Source organism: Pseudomonas sp. 2, from assembly GCF_056627435.1.
In genome coordinates, this window is the sequence record NZ_JBWXNG010000004.1 from 78438 (window position 1) to 93541 (window position 15104).

The 15104-nt window shown below is 62.5% G+C and carries 12 protein-coding genes; 9 read left to right on the plus strand and 3 right to left on the minus strand.

Going from position 1 to position 15104, the window contains the following annotated elements:
* Positions 1 to 119: 119 nt before the first annotated feature.
* On the minus strand, positions 120 to 557 hold the full coding sequence (dtd, locus tag AC1MEK_RS08070; RefSeq protein WP_480395739.1) for a D-aminoacyl-tRNA deacylase: 438 nt from the start codon (positions 555 to 557) through the stop codon (positions 120 to 122).
* 146 nt (positions 558 to 703) lie between these two features.
* Positions 704 to 1675 carry a prolyl aminopeptidase gene (gene pip, locus AC1MEK_RS08075; RefSeq protein WP_480395740.1) on the minus strand — a complete coding sequence of 324 codons (972 nt, stop codon included), beginning with the start codon at positions 1673 to 1675 and terminating at the stop codon, positions 704 to 706.
* Positions 1676 to 2191: 516 nt separating this feature from the next.
* On the opposite strand from pip, the gene AC1MEK_RS08080 reads away from it, so the two are divergent.
* The 7 genes from AC1MEK_RS08080 to AC1MEK_RS08110 all read left to right on the plus strand — a co-directional run bounded on the left by AC1MEK_RS08080 (position 2192) and on the right by AC1MEK_RS08110 (position 12002).
* The gene (locus AC1MEK_RS08080) at positions 2192 to 4675 is read left to right on the plus strand and encodes a glycogen/starch/alpha-glucan phosphorylase (protein ID WP_480395741.1); all 2484 of its coding nucleotides are present in this window, start codon (positions 2192 to 2194) and stop codon (positions 4673 to 4675) included.
* A 232-nt stretch (positions 4676 to 4907) separates the two neighbouring features.
* A complete protein-coding gene (locus AC1MEK_RS08085) occupies positions 4908 to 7736 on the plus strand; it encodes a DUF2339 domain-containing protein (protein ID WP_480395742.1) in 2829 nt (942 codons plus the stop codon).
* On the plus strand, positions 7733 to 9112 hold the full coding sequence (locus AC1MEK_RS08090) for a DUF3999 domain-containing protein (protein WP_480395743.1): 1380 nt from the start codon (positions 7733 to 7735) through the stop codon (positions 9110 to 9112). Before AC1MEK_RS08085 ends, AC1MEK_RS08090 begins: the two co-directional genes overlap by 4 nt.
* Before the next feature lie 201 nt (positions 9113 to 9313).
* Positions 9314 to 10324 (plus strand): class 1 fructose-bisphosphatase, encoded by a 1011-nt coding sequence (locus AC1MEK_RS08095; protein ID WP_480395744.1) that lies wholly within the window; start codon positions 9314 to 9316, stop codon positions 10322 to 10324.
* Positions 10325 to 10332: 8 nt separating this feature from the next.
* Positions 10333 to 10935, plus strand: a complete 603-nt coding sequence (locus AC1MEK_RS08100; RefSeq protein ID WP_480395745.1) for a DUF924 family protein — start codon at positions 10333 to 10335, stop codon at positions 10933 to 10935.
* 231 nt (positions 10936 to 11166) lie between these two features.
* Positions 11167 to 11421 (plus strand): outer membrane protein assembly factor BamE domain-containing protein, encoded by a 255-nt coding sequence (gene bamE, locus AC1MEK_RS08105; RefSeq protein WP_081563693.1) that lies wholly within the window; start codon positions 11167 to 11169, stop codon positions 11419 to 11421.
* Positions 11422 to 11456: 35 nt separating this feature from the next.
* The gene (locus AC1MEK_RS08110; RefSeq protein ID WP_480396059.1) at positions 11457 to 12002 is read left to right on the plus strand and encodes a lipocalin family protein; all 546 of its coding nucleotides are present in this window, start codon (positions 11457 to 11459) and stop codon (positions 12000 to 12002) included.
* A gap of 127 nt (positions 12003 to 12129) precedes the next feature.
* Here the strand turns inward: AC1MEK_RS08110 and AC1MEK_RS08115 are convergent, their stop codons facing one another.
* A complete protein-coding gene (locus tag AC1MEK_RS08115; RefSeq protein WP_480395746.1) occupies positions 12130 to 13494 on the minus strand; it encodes a formimidoylglutamate deiminase in 1365 nt (454 codons plus the stop codon).
* Between the two features lie 195 nt (positions 13495 to 13689).
* Here AC1MEK_RS08115 and hutC point away from each other — a divergent pair, with 195 nt between their 5' ends.
* Together hutC and AC1MEK_RS08125 are read left to right on the plus strand one after the other, a co-directional pair.
* The gene (hutC, locus tag AC1MEK_RS08120) at positions 13690 to 14400 is read left to right on the plus strand and encodes a histidine utilization repressor (protein WP_480396060.1); all 711 of its coding nucleotides are present in this window, start codon (positions 13690 to 13692) and stop codon (positions 14398 to 14400) included.
* On the plus strand, positions 14397 to 14990 hold the full coding sequence (locus AC1MEK_RS08125) for a HutD/Ves family protein (RefSeq protein ID WP_480395747.1): 594 nt from the start codon (positions 14397 to 14399) through the stop codon (positions 14988 to 14990). Before hutC ends, AC1MEK_RS08125 begins: the two co-directional genes overlap by 4 nt.
* The last annotated feature ends 114 nt before the right edge of the window (positions 14991 to 15104 follow it).

Below are 15104 nucleotides of genomic sequence, written 5' to 3' on the forward strand. Positions count from 1 at the left end.
TTTCCCCGCCTTTGTAGCGCGCGATTATCTAGTAGCCCGCGTTACAACGCATCAGGGGAAACAAAGTATTTATGGCTTTTTGCCTAATAAATTCGGGTACGGCAGGCAAAATCGCGATTTTAGCTTTCCAGCAAAAATGTCACAGGGCCATCATTGACCAGATGGACCTGCATGTCCGCACCAAATTGGCCCGCAGCGACCGTCCCGTGCGTGGTTTTAGCCTTTTCCAGCAAATAGTCAAACAATTCGGCACCCAGAGCCGGTGGCGCCGCTTTTGAAAAGCTGGGCCGCATGCCACTACGGGTGTCGGCGGCGAGGGTGAACTGGGAAACCAGCAGCAGACCACCGCCCACATCGCTCAACGAGAGGTTCATCTTGCCGGCTTCGTCGCTGAACACCCGATAGTTAAGCAGCTTGTGCAGCAATTTGTCGGCACTGGCGCGTGTGTCCTGCGGCTCGACGCCGACCAGCACCAGCAAACCCCGATCGATGGCGCCGACGGTGGCGCCCGAAACATCAACGCGCGCACTGCTGACGCGTTGGAGCAGACCTTTCATTCAAATCCTTCCAACAAGACTCAAGATCAACATAACCCTGTAGGAGCGAATTCATTCGCGAAGATGGTTCAGGCGACATCTATGTGTTGCCTGAAAGGGCCATTCGCGAATGAATTCGCTCCTACAGGTTTGAACCGTGTGTGCCTTTACGCCTCTTCCGGCGGCAGATCCAGCAAACGCCGCGCCACCTGGGAGGCGGCGCGCACCAGCGCATCGGTGATGCCCGGCTCGGACGCCGCGTGCCCGGCATCGCGAATCACCTGCAGCTCGCTGTTCGGCCAGGCCTGATGCAGCTCCCAGGCGTTGTCCAGCGGGCAGATCACGTCGTAGCGGCCATGCACGATGATCCCCGGCAGATGGGCGATCTTGGGCATGTCACGGATCAGCTGGTTTTCTTCCAGGAACGCATTGTTGGTGAAGTAATGGCACTCGATGCGGGCGATGGACAGCGCGCGCTGCGGCTCGGAGAAACGATCGACCACCAGCGGGTTGGGGCGCAGCGTGGCGGTGCGGCCTTCCCAGGTCGACCAGGCCTTGGCGGCGTGCATCTGGGCGATCTGGTCAGTGCCGATCAGGCGCTTGTGGAACGCGCCGAGCAGATCGCCGCGCTCATCCTGCGGGATCGGCGCCAGGTAATCCTGCCAGTAATCCGGGAACAGACGGCTCGCGCCTTCCTGATAGAACCATTTGATCTCCTGCGGGCGGCACAGAAAGATGCCGCGCAGGATCAGCGCATGCACGCGATCAGGGTGAGTCTGGGCGTAGGCCAGCGCCAGGGTCGAGCCCCACGAGCCGCCGAACAGCACCCATTTGTCGATCCCTAAGTGCTTGCGGATGCGCTCGAGGTCTTCCACCAAGTGCCAGGTGGTGTTGTTCTCAAGGCTCGCGTGAGGCGTGGAACGGCCGCAGCCGCGCTGGTCGAAGGTGATAATGCGATACAGGTTCGGGTCGAAATAACGTCGGCTCTGCGCATCACATCCCGCCCCCGGCCCGCCATGGATGAAGACGACCGGCAGGCCTTCCGGCGAGCCACTTTCATCGACATACAGCACATGCGGCTCCTCCACTGCCAGATCGTGCCGGGCATAGGGTTTGATCTGCGGGTACAAAGTCTGCATAGGTGCTCCATAAGTCCAATTCAGGGGCTGCTCTTTGTTTCCAGAGCTGCTTTCTATCCCAGAGGCAAAAGCTTCTATTTCACTGCCATCGGGCATCATAAACCCGAATCGATGATTCGCCATGCTTGCCTGTTTCTGCCCGGCTGTCACCCCTGTTTTGATGAATAGGCACATGACTGACATCAAGTTTGTGTTATCTGAGCGCACGACTTCCCGACGTAGCAGCACGGCTTGCCGGCGGGGCGGTATCCCTGTGAAGGACAAGTCGCCTGACACAACGCTCCCGCCGGCAAGCCGTGCTGCTACGTTCATTTTTTGGCGCTTGCCAGGCCAGACTGGAACGATCGATGCAAGCATCTGGATTGTGAGCACTGCTGCGAACCTGAGCGTTCCTGCCGAGTCGAACCGTGGGTCATGCAACCGGATATTTCATCCAGGACACAGGAAATAACCGGCCAGACGCCCTACAGTCAGACAACCCCCTTTAATCGTCCAACCAACTTGAGGTCGTACCCGATGTCTCCGGAACCCAACGTTCGTGACGCTGAAGTGGCAGCCTTTCGTGAAGCTGTACTGACCAAACTCGAGTATGCCGTCGGCAAAGATGCCGACCACGCGTTTGACCATGACTGGTTCATGGCCATTGCCCTGGCAACCCGCGACAAGATGGCCGAGCGCTGGATGAACCACACGCGCTACATCTATCGCCAGGAGCGCAAGCGCGTCTATTACCTGTCGCTGGAATTCCTGATCGGACGCCTGATGTTCGACAGCCTGATCAACCTCGGCATTCTGGAAACCGCCCGCGAAGCGCTCAAGGGCCTGAACGTCGACCTGGAAAGAATCCGTTCTCTGGAACCGGACGCCGCACTGGGCAACGGCGGCCTGGGGCGTCTGGCGGCGTGCTTCATGGAAAGCATGTCAACGCTGGGCATCGCCGGCCACGGCTACGGCATTCGCTACGAGCACGGCCTGTTTCGTCAGGCCATCGTCGATGGCTGGCAGCAGGAGCAGACCGAGAACTGGCTGGATTTCGGCAACCCGTGGGAGTTCGAACGCCCGGAAGTGATTTACCAGATCGGCTTTGGCGGCAGCGTGCAGCCGGTGCTCGACGTGACCGGCGCACCGGTGCTCGATACGTCAGGCGAAACCCGCCAGGTGTGGAACGCCGGCGAAACCGTGCGGGCAATCGCCTACGACACCCCGGTGGTCGGCTGGCGTGGCAAGGCGGTGAATACCCTGCGCCTGTGGCGTGCCCGGGCGATGGAAGACCTGCACCTTGAACGTTTCAACGCCGGTGACCACGTCGGCGCGGTGGCGGAAGTGGTGCGCGCGGAGAGTATTTCCCGCGTGCTGTACCCCAACGACAGCACCGAAGCTGGCCAGGAACTGCGCCTGCGTCAGGAATACTTCTTCGTTTCCGCCTCGCTGCAGGACCTGCTGCGCCGGCACAAGAACATGGGCTACGACATTCACAGCCTGCCGGAACACGCGGCGATCCAGATGAACGACACGCACCCGTCGATTGCCGTGGCGGAATTGATGCGCATCCTGATCGACCTGTACGACGTGGAGTGGGATGAAGCCTGGCGCATCACCGTCGGCACCCTGGCCTACACCAACCACACCCTGCTGCCCGAGGCGCTGGAAACCTGGTCGGTGGGCCTGATGGAACGCATGCTGCCGCGCCACATGCAGATCATCTACATGATCAACGCCCAACACATCGACGAAGTGCGCGTGGAGCACAAGGACGACCCGGACCTGTTCGGGCTGCTGCGCTCGGTGTCGCTGATCGAGGAAGAAAACGGCCGCCGCGTGCGCATGGGCAATCTGGCGTTTCTCGGCTCGCACAGCGTCAACGGCGTATCGGCGCTGCACACTCAATTGATGCGCAAGACCGTCTTCGCGCAGTTGCACAAGCTGTATCCGGAGCGCATCAACAACAAGACCAACGGCATCACCTTCCGCCGCTGGCTGTTCCAGTCCAACCCGAAACTGACCGCGATGCTGGTCAAGGAACTGGGCGAGCAGGTGCTGGACAACCACGAGACCGCGCTGCTGAAACTCGAACCGCTGGCCGACAAGCCGGCCTTCCAGAAAGAGTTTGCCGCCCAGCGCCTGCACAGCAAGAAGGCCCTGGCGGCCATCGTTCAGGAGCGCATGGGCATCACGCTCAATCCGGAAGCGCTGTTCGACGTGCAGGTCAAACGGATTCATGAATACAAGCGCCAACTGCTCAACCTGTTCCACACTGTGGCGCTGTATCAGGCCATGCGCGCCGACCCGAGCACCAATTGGGTGCCGCGGGTGAAGATCTTCGCGGGCAAGGCGGCGGCCAGTTACCACTCGGCCAAGCTGATCATCAAGCTGGCCAACGACATCGCCCGCACGGTGAACAACGACCCGACCCTGCGCGGGCGGCTGAAAGTGGTGTTCCTGCCCAACTACAACGTCAGCCTTGCCGAAAGCATCATTCCGGCGGCCGACCTGTCGGAGCAGATTTCCACGGCGGGGCTCGAAGCCTCGGGCACCAGCAACATGAAGTTCGGCCTCAACGGCGCACTGACCATCGGCACGCTGGACGGTGCCAACGTGGAAATGAGCGAGCAGGTGGGGCTGGAGCACATGTTCATTTTCGGCATGAGCGCCCAGGAGGTCGAAGCGCGCAAGCACGCCGGGGAATTCAACGCTCATAACGACATCGCCGGTTCAGCCCGGTTGAACGATGTGCTGCAGGCGATCCGTGGCGGCGTGTTCTCGCCGGACGACCCGTATCGGTATGTGGGCCTGATCGAGCAGTTGATCAACTACGACCGGTTCTTTGTCTGCGCCGACTTCGAGTCGTACTGGGCGGCGCAGGCCAGGGTCGAAGCGCGCTGGCACGACAGCAAGGAATGGTGGCGCTCGGCGGTGCTCAACACCGCGCGCATGGGCTGGTTCTCCTCGGACCGGACCATTCGCGAATACGCCAACGAGATCTGGCAGGCGTTGGATTGATGTAGCGAGCAAGGGCGAAATTGCCCATTGTGGGAGCCAGCTTGCTGGCGAAAGCGTTAGGTCAGACACCACATTGGTGAATGACACGCCGCATTCGCCAGCAAGCCGGCTCCCACAGGTTTTGCATTGTTCATACCTCTGGCGTCCTCCTCGACACAAATTGTTTCCTCTTCCCCCGCGCCCGATATACTCCTGACCATCGCCGTTCTGCGGCTGGAAAGGATGTCGTCGCGTGCAATGGATTCTTTTGCTGGCCGGGCTTTTCCTCGGTGCGGTGCTCGATGAGTCACTAATCGGTGGCGCCGTGGGCGCGGTCATCGGGCTGGCGCTGGGCCTGAGCTTTCGCCTTTCCTCTGTCTCCCGCGAAGCCGCCGCACAAAAGGCCGAACTCGCGAAAACCCGAGACGCGCTGCACGCCATCGAACTGCGCCTGAGCCAACTGGATTCGGCCGCCGTGCAGATGCCGGACCGCCCCGCCCCTGCCCCGCTCGACATTCAACCGGTTGCCGATAACGGCCCGGAACTGCTCTGGGATCTACCGGATATCCAACCCGCTTCCGAACCTGTATCTGGCGACTCCGAATGGAGCCGGCCTGCACAACCTGCCGCCAGCCCCGCACTGACGCCCGATGAGCCGAACCCGCTCAACGACTGGATCAAACGCGCCAATGACTGGCTGATTGGCGGCAACACGGTGCTGCGCGTCGGCGTGGTGCTGCTGTTTCTCGGCCTGGCCTTTCTGCTGCGCTACGCCACCGAAGGCATGGTGGTGCCCATCGAGGCGCGTTACGCCGGTGTCGCAGCGGCTGCCGTGGCGTTGCTGGGGCTGGGCTGGTGGCTGCGCAGGCGCAATGAATCCTTCGCGCTTATGCTGCAAGGCACCGGGGTTGCAGTGCTGTACCTGACGGTGTTCGCGGCGATGAAAGTGCACACGCTGCTGGCGCCGGGCATGGCCTTCGGCTTGCTGGTGGCGGTCACGCTGTTCTCGGCCATCCTCGCCCTGACCCAGAATTCCCTGGCACTGGCTTGCGTTGCGGCCCTCGGCGGTTTCGCCGCGCCGCTGCTGACTTCAACCGGCGAAGGCAGCCACGTCGCGCTGTTCAGCTATTTCGCCCTGCTCAACGCCGGGATTTTCGTGATCGCCTGGTTCAAGGCTTGGCGCCCGCTGAACCTGATCGGGTTTGTCGGCACTTTCGGTATCGGCTTTGCCTGGGGTTTGAAGGCCTACACGCCAGAGCTGTTCTTGAGCACCGAGCCGTTCCTGATTCTGTTCTTCCTGATGTACCTGGCCATCGGCCTGCTGTTCGCCCGCCGCAAGTTGCAGGAACACGAAATCGGCCCCGACGACGACAGCCGCGACGCGGTGCTGCGCTGGTCGGCAAAACAAAGCCATTACGTCGACGGCAGCCTGCTGTTCGGCACACCGATCGCCGGGTTCGGCCTGCAGTACGCGCTGATTCAGCACATCGAGTTCGGCGCGGCACTCAGCGCGCTGGTGCTGGGCCTTCTTTATATGGGCATCGCCCGAGCGCTGGCCGGGCGCGCGCGAACCCTGCTGCTGATGGAAACCTGCCTTTCGCTGGGCGTGGTGTTCGCCACACTGGCGATCCCACTGGGCTTGAGCGCGCAGTGGACGACGGTGGCCTGGGCAGTCGAAGGTGCTGCGGTGTTCTGGCTGGGCATGCGCCAGAACCGGCTGCTGGCGCGTTTCTTCGGACTGCTGCTGCAACTGGGCGCGGGCTTTGGGTTTATCGGCATCGTCGGGCGCTGGTATTCGCCGGGCTTCAATCATGGGGACTTCTGGACGCCGCTGATCATCTCGCTGGCAGGCCTGATCAGCGCGTTTACCGTCGAACGCATCGGCACCTTGCGCCTGAACATCAGCGAGCGGGTGTTGCAGCCTGCGCTGCTGATCTGGGGCGCGCTGTGGTGGTCGGTGGCGCTGTGCGTCAGCACCCATTACGTGCCCGGCGCCCGGGAAGTGCCGACACTGTTGCTGCTCGGCGCCATCAGCGTCGGCCTGTGGACAATCGCCGCATTGCGCCTGAACTGGGCGGGCCTGGCGCAGCTGTGCAGCCTGCTGACCCCGGCCAGCTTCGTGCTGCTCGGCCTGATGCTGTTCAACCCTTACTACAACCCCGCCGCCGACTGGGGCTGGCTGGGCTGGCTCGCGGTGTTCGCCGTGCACCTGTGGTCGCTCAAGTGCCTGGACGCTCGGCTGATCCCGCGTCTGCGCAGCGCGGCCCACGTACTGGGCTGCTGGCTGATCGTCGGCGTGCTGTCGCTGGAATTGCGCTACGGCCTGCTGATCCTGTCCGAGTCTTACAACGCCTGGCGCTGGCTGGGCTGGGCATTGCTGCCGAGCCTATATCTGCTGGCGATGACCGCGCCGCGCGCTTGGCCATGGCCGATCAGCGCCTATCCGCGCGAATACCGCGTCTGGGCCGCTGCGCCGCTCGCTGTATTGATGCTGACGTGGTTCTGGCTCGCCAACTGGTTCAGCGATGGCAACGCGGATCCGCTGCCTTACATCCCGTTGCTCAACCCGCTGGAATTGGGCCTGCTGATCACCTTGGCCGGAATTTTCAGCTGGACGCGCAAGCAATTGCCGCAATTGGGCGTGGGTAGCGAATACGCGCAAAAAACCGCGCTGGTGATCGCTGGCGCCTCGATCTTCGCGCTGGTCACAGCGATGGTCATGCGCACGGCTCACCAGTGGGCAGGCGTTGAATGGCACACCGAGGCGCTGTTCGAGTCAATGCGCGTGCAGGCGGGGCTGTCGATCGTCTGGACCCTGATGGCCCTGGCGCTGATGATCGGCGGCCACCTGCGGGCGCGGCGCGAAGTGTGGATCGTCGGTGCGGCCTTGATCGGCATCGTGGTCGCCAAACTGTTCTTCGTCGAACTGAGCAACCGCGGCGGCCTGGAGCGGATCGTATCGTTTATCGGCGTTGGCATTCTGCTGCTGGTAGTGGGATATTTCGCCCCATTACCGCCGAAAAATCCTACACGCAGCCAAGCCTCAACTGACGCTGCGCCTACGGATTCGGCGCCGCAATGAAGCACAGGAGTCCGTCGTTGAGCCGTCAGTCCATCGTCAAGGCCGCTGTTTTCGGTGCTCTGCTGTGTGCGGCATGTCTGGCCCGGGCCGAGGATCTGCCGGATGATTTCGCCAGCCACACGCCCCTGACCCTGAGCGGCGACGGCCCCTGGTATCGCCTGGAGCTGCCGCTGGCCGCGCAGTTGAACGCGCGCCAGAGCACGCTCAATGACGTGCGCGTGTTCAATGCCGATGGCCAGGCCCAGCCCTATGCCCTGACACTGGGCCAACCCCAGCGCGCCGAGGACGAAACGCCCGTCGACGTGAAGTGGTTTCCGCTCTACAACAACGATGACGCCAAGGACGCAGAGCCGAAGATTCGCGTGCAGCGCAGCACCAACGGCACCCTCGTTGAAGTGCAGCCGCAGGGCGAAATCGAAGCCGGCGAAGAAATCCTGCGAGGCTGGCTGCTGGACACCAGCGCCCTGAACGCGCCGCTCGATCAGCTGATTCTCGACTGGAGCAGCGAACGCGACGGCTTCCAGCGCTTCAGCATCGAAGCCAGCGACGACTTGCAGCACTGGAAACGCTGGGGCGAAGGCCAGGTGGCGCGGCTGTCGTTCGCCGACGAACGGGTCGAGCAGCGCATCGTCACCCTGCCCGGTCGCAGCGCCCGGTACCTGCGCCTGCTGTGGAGCGTTCCGCAGACCGCTCCCACCCTCAACGCCGCGCAAGTTGTGAGTACGCGCCCCGGCGTGCTGCCGCTGAGCTGGTCCCCGGCCATTGCGGGCAGCGTCGAGAAACCCGGCGTCTATGTCTGGCAACTGCCGGTGGCACTGCCGCTGGAACGGATGAAAGTCGAGATCGCCCAGGCCAACAGCCTCGCGCCCGCCACCCTGTTCGGCCGCCGCGACAGCAATGCGCCGTGGCGGCAGATCGACAGCGGCCTGCTCTATCGCCTGACCCAGAATGGCCAGGACGTGGTGCAGGATGAAATGGAGTTGCCCGGCGATGTCGTGCAGCAGCTCAAGCTTGAAGTCGACGACCGTGGCGGCGGCCTTGGCAAGGAGGCACCGAAACTGAGTTTCGCCGTGCGCGTCACCCAGCTGGTGTTCCTCGGTCGAGGCGCGCCGCCTTACAGCCTGGCCATCGGCAACGCGACGATAAAAGGCGCGAACCTGCCGCTGTCGACGCTGATCCCCGGCGTGACCCCGGAAAAACTCGCAACCCTGGGCAGCGCGACCCTGGCCACGCCGCCCGCCGCGCCCAGGGCTGTAACGCCTGTTGCCAGCGACCCGGATTGGAAGCGCATCGGCCTGTGGGCCGTGCTGGTATTGGGCGTCGTGCTGCTGGGGGCGATGGCCATGAGCACCTTGCGCGCCTCGAAGGCGAAATAAATGATGCATCGCGCACGTCAGGCTGAACCGATCCCGCAGCAGAAAAAATCCGCGAGACGGACCTCAACTTGTCACCGTTAAGCGCCTACGCTCATGTAGCCCGTGAACTCATTCACTACCAAACCGGTCTCAGAGGCAGTATTCAGTCCCGACACGCGCTAGACTATGCGCGTTTTTTCTTCCCCATCTTCGGAGCTCTCCATGTCCCGCGTTACCCTGAGTCGCTATCTGATTGAGCAGACCCGCAGCAACAACACCCCTGCCGATCTGCGCTTCCTTATCGAAGTGGTGGCGCGTGCGTGCAAGGAAATCAGCCATGCCGTCTCCAAGGGCGCCCTGGGCGGCGTGCTGGGCAGCATGGGCACTGAAAACGTGCAGGGCGAAGTGCAGAAGAAGCTGGACGTGATGTCCAACGAAATCCTGCTCGAAGCCAACGAATGGGGCGGCCACCTGGCCGGCATGGCGTCCGAGGAAATGGACAATGCCTACCAGATCCCGGGCAAATACCCGAAAGGCGCCTACCTGCTGGTCTTCGACCCGCTGGACGGCTCGTCGAACATCGACATCAACGCCCCGGTCGGCACCATCTTCTCGGTACTGCGCTGCCCTAACGAGTACCTGAGCCAGAACGAAGCGCTGAACGAAAAGGCCTTCCTGCAGCCAGGTTCGAAACAGGTTGCCGCCGGTTACGCGATCTACGGCCCGCAGACGATGCTGATCCTGACCCTGGGCGACGGCGTCAAAGGCTTCACCCTGGACCGTGAAATGGGCAGCTTCGTCCTGACCCACGAAGACATCCAGATCCCTGCGTCGACTCAGGAATTCGCCATCAACATGTCCAACCAGCGCCACTGGGAAGCCCCGGTGCAGCGCTATGTCGAAGAACTGCTGGCCGGTGAAGAAGGCCCGCTGAAGAAGAACTACAACATGCGCTGGGTGGCGGCGATGGTTGCCGACGTGCACCGTATCCTGACCCGCGGCGGCCTGTTCATGTACCCACGCGACGCCCGCGAGCCTTCCAAGCCAGGCAAACTGCGCCTGATGTACGAAGCCAACCCGATGTCGTTCCTGGTGGAACAGGCCGGCGGCGCGTCCACTGACGGCCACCAGCGCATCCTCGACATCCAGCCTGAAGGCCTGCACCAGCGCGTTGCGGTGTTCCTGGGCTCGAAGGAAGAAGTCGAGCGCGCCACCGCGTACCACAAGGCGTAATTCGCCCGATGAGCGCGCCCTGGTCGGCTTTGCTTGAATGGTGGTTCGGTTCTGCCGAATCACCCAGCGACATCGCCCGGGAGAAAAACCGGCTCTGGTTCGGCAAAAAGGATTCGCAAGACGCCGATGCGCAGCAGCGTTTCGGTGCTCTTGTGGATCAGGCCCTTGCGGGCGGACTGTCCGACTGGACGCAATCGCCTGAAGGCTGGCTGGCGCTGGTGCTGCTGCTCGACCAGTTGCCGCGCATGATCTTTCGCGACACCCCCAAATCCTTTTCCGGCGACAAACGTGCCCAGCAAGTGGTCAGCGATGGCCTGCAACGCGAACACGACCTGGCGCTGTCCCCGCTGCAACGCACCTTCATCTATCTGGTGCTGGAACACACCGAAAACCTCGACGCCCAGAACGAAGCTGTCCGCCGCTTCGCTGCGCTCATTCCCCTGCTGCCTGAAAACCAACGCGGCTACCTCACTCAGACCCTGGACTACGCGCACAAGCATCGCGTAGTGATCGAGCGCTTTGGCCGGTTTCCTCATCGCAATGAGGTGCTGGGAAGGGAGTCGACGCGGGAGGAGGTGGAGTTTTTGAAGGAGCGTGGGTCGAGGTTTTGAATGTAACGCAGTGCGCTTCTGCCGAAGGCGTGGGAGCCGGCTTGCTGGCGAATGCGGTGTGCCATTCACCACAAGCATGTCTGACAGATTGCATTCGCCAGCAAGCCGGCTCCCACAGGTATCACGTACATGTTCGGGCCTGCACGGAACCAGAATCCGCTTTTTCTCTTCTAAGCTGTCGGTATCACGCCAGCGCTGGCGCTGCCCCCTCTCGATCCAGGAGCTTCATCCATGTCTTTGCGCTCTCTCGCGTTGTTGTCGTTCTGCGTGCTGCTGGCCGCGTGCAGCAAGATCAATCAGGAAAACTATTCGAAAATCTCGGCCGGCATGTCCAAGGCGCAAATTGAGCAACTGCTCGGCAGCCCGACCGAGTGCTCGGGGGCGCTGGGGATGTCCAGTTGCACCTGGGGTGACCAGAAGACCTTTATCAGCGTGCAATACGCCGCCGACAAGGTCGTGCTGTATTCGGGCCAGGGGCTCAAATGAGCCTGCGCCGCCTGCTGTGCGTCGGTGCGCTGACGATGGCGACTTGCTGGCTGAGCGCCTGCGCGGAAACGCCGGTAGAATCCATGGCGCCGCGCACCGAGGATCAGGTAGACCTCAAGCGCTATCAGGGCACCTGGTATGAACTGGCGCGCATGCCGATGTTCTTCCAGCGCAACTGCGCGCAATCCGAGGCGCACTACAAGCTCAAGGCCGACGGCAACGTTGCCGTGACCAACCGCTGTCGCACGCTGGAGGGCAAGTGGGAACAGGCCACCGGCACGGCCTCGTCGCAGGTCGAGGGCAAGACCGACAAGCTGTGGGTGGTGTTCGACAACTGGTTCTCGCGCCTGCTGCCGGGTGTCGCCAAGGGCAACTACTGGGTGCTGTACGTCAGCGACGATTACAAGCAGGCCATCGTCGGCAACCCCAACCGCAAGTACCTGTGGCTGCTCTCGCGCACCACCCATGTGAGCGAATCGATCCGCAACGAAATGCTGATGAAGGCGCAGCAGCAGGGGTATGACACCACGCGGCTGATCTGGCGGGTGGAGGATTCCAAAATCGCCAAGCCAACCGAGTAAGACCAGCCATCATCGATCCACTGTAGGAGCCGGCTTGCTGGCGAATGAGGTATGTCATTCAACGCTGTGTTGTCTGACCTGACGCATTCGCCAGCAAGCCGGCTCCCACAGGTTTTGCATTTCGCTCTTACCCCAACAACTCCCGCAGCACCTGAGCAAACGCTCGGCTGCTCGCTTCTTCATCGGCATGGCGCCCATCGCGGATCACCCAGCGCCCGTTGACCATCACCTCGCGCACCTGACGATCGCCCCCGGCAAATAGCCAGCGGTTGAGGATCGCGTCGCCGGACGCCGTGACCAGATACGGATCGTTGCCATCGAGCACCAGCCAGTCGGCGCGCTTGCCGACTTCCAGCGCGCCGATTGGCTGGCCCATGGCTTGAGCGCCACCGAGCAAGGCGGCGTCGTACAGCGTGCGCCCGACCATCGGCTGATCGGCGCGATACAGCCGATTGCGCCGCTGATCACGCAGGCGCTGGCCGTATTCGAGCCAGCGCAATTCTTCGACGACGCTCAGGGACACGTGGCTGTCCGAACCGATCCCCCAGCGCCCGCCCTGAGCGATGTAGTCCACCGCCGGGAAGATACCGTCGCCCAGATTGGCCTCGGTGGTCAGGCACAGGCCCGCCACCGCGCGGCTCCTGGCCATGGCCGCCACCTCATCGGGCTCGGCGTGGGTAGCGTGCACCAGGCACCAGCGCTCATCGACATCGACATTCTCATACAGCCACTGCAACGGACGACGGCCGCTCCAGGCCAGGCAGTCGTCGACTTCTTTCTGCTGCTCGGCAATGTGAATGTGCACCGGGCACTGTGTGTCACTGGCGGCCATCACTTCGCTGATCTGCTGCGGGGTTACCGCGCGCAACGAGTGGAAGCACAGACCCAGCGCCTGGGCCGGTTGCGCGCTGATCAGCGGTTTCAGACGCGATTGCAGGTTCAGATAGCTTTCGGTGCTGTTGATGAACCGGCGCTGCCCCTCATTCGGCGCAAGGCCACCAAAACCTGAGTGGGTGTAGAGCACTGGCACCAAGGTCATGCCGATGCCGACGGAACTCGCCGCCTGGCTGACCTGCAGCGCCAGCTCCGCCGGGTTCGCGTACGGCTTGCCGCTGGCGTCCTGGTGCACGTAGTGGAACTCGGCCACCGAGGTGAAACCGCCCTTGAGCATTTCGATGTACAGCTGCCGGGCGATGACGCCCAGTTGCTCGGGGCTGATCTGGCCGACCAGGCGATACATCAGGTCGCGCCAGGTCCAGAAGCTGTCGTTCGGGTTGCCCGCCACTTCGGCCAGCCCGGCCATCGCCCGCTGAAACGCGTGGGAGTGCAGATTGGGCATGCCCGGCACCACAGGACCGTTGATCAGTTCGGCGCCCTGACGCTCGGCATTGGCCTGGACATGCGTCAGCAGCCCATCGGCACCGACCTCAAAACGCACGTTCTCGGCCCAGCCAGCAGGCAGCAGCGCACGTTCGGCAAAGAAAACGGACATAACCTCGCACCCCTCGCGTGAAATTGTCTATACATATACAGACGTTTGCTCGCCCGGTAAACTGCGGCAAGCTTGTCGGCACCCGTATTAATGGTTAGCGTGGTGTCTGTCCTACATCGCTACCTTTGATTTCTTACGTCTAACAAGGATTTTTCTGTGCCGACTCCGCCTGCCTCCTCTCCGCTGGCCGCCCAGATGGGTGAAAGTCCGGCGCCGTTGTACGCCAGGGTGAAGCAAATGATCACCCAGCAGATCCAGAACGGTACCTGGCCGCCCCACCACCGCGTGCCGTCCGAAAGCGAACTGGTGACCCAACTGGGTTTCAGCCGCATGACCATCAACCGCGCCCTGCGCGAGATGACCGCCGAAGGTCTGCTGGTGCGCATGCAAGGCGTCGGCACCTTCGTCGCCGAGCCCAAGACCCAGTCCGCGCTGTTCGAAGTGCATAACATCGCCGACGAAATTTCCGCCCGTGGCCACACCCACACCTGCCAGGTGATCACCCTGTGCGAAGAGGCCGCCGGCTCCGAACGCGCGCTGGCGCTGGACATGCGCGAGGGCCAGAAAGTATTTCATTCGCTGATCGTGCATTTCGAGAACGGCATTGCCGTGCAAATCGAGGACCGTTTCGTCAACGCGCTGGTGGCGCCCGAGTACCTGCAGCAGGACTTCACCAAGCAGACGCCCTACGCCTATCTCAACCAGGTGGCGCCGCTGACAGAAGGCGAGCACGTGGTCGAGGCGATCCTGGCCGATGCCGACGAGTGCAAGCTGTTGCAGATCGAAAAGGGCGAGCCGTGCCTGTTGATCCGCCGCCGCACCTGGTCGGGGCGCCAGCCGGTGACCGCCGCCCGTCTGATTCACCCCGGTTCACGCCATCGCCTGGAAGGACGTTTCACCAAATGACCCAACTGACTCTGCTGCGCGCCGTTAATTACCCACGCATGCCCTGGAAAAACGGTGGCGGCAGCACCGAAGAAATCACCCGCGATGCAGGCGAGGGCCTGGACGGATTCGGCTGGCGCCTGTCGATCGCCGACATCGGCGAATCGGGCGGTTTTTCAGTGTTCGCCGGTTACCTGCGGATCATCACCGTGCTGCAGGGTGCGGGTATGACCCTGACCATCGACGGCCAGGACAGCGAAGCGCTGCTGCCGTCCGATCCGTTCGCCTTCAGCGGCGATAGCCAGGTGTCGTGCACCCTGCTCGACGGGCCGATCCGCGACTTCAACCTGATCTACGCGCCGACCCGCTACCGGGCGCGCCTGCAGTGGATCGACGTGCTGCAGCCCCAGCGTTTCTTCACCTCGGCCAATGCATTCCTGGTGTTCAGTGCGGCCGAACAGATGGCCGCCAACGTCGCCGAGCATCCGCCGCAGTTGCTCGATCGCCACGACTGCCTGCAACTGGACAACGCCGAAGGATCGCTGCTGGAAGTGGTGCTGTACGCTCCCCGCGCCAGCCGCTGCTGCGTGATCGAGCTCACCGCGATTTAAGTGGCACCGCAAATCGAAAACTGTGGGAGCCGGCTTGCTGGCGAATACGGTTGATCAGTCACCATCAAGATGTCTGAAAAAAACGCATTCGCCAGCAAGCCGGCTCCCACGCCT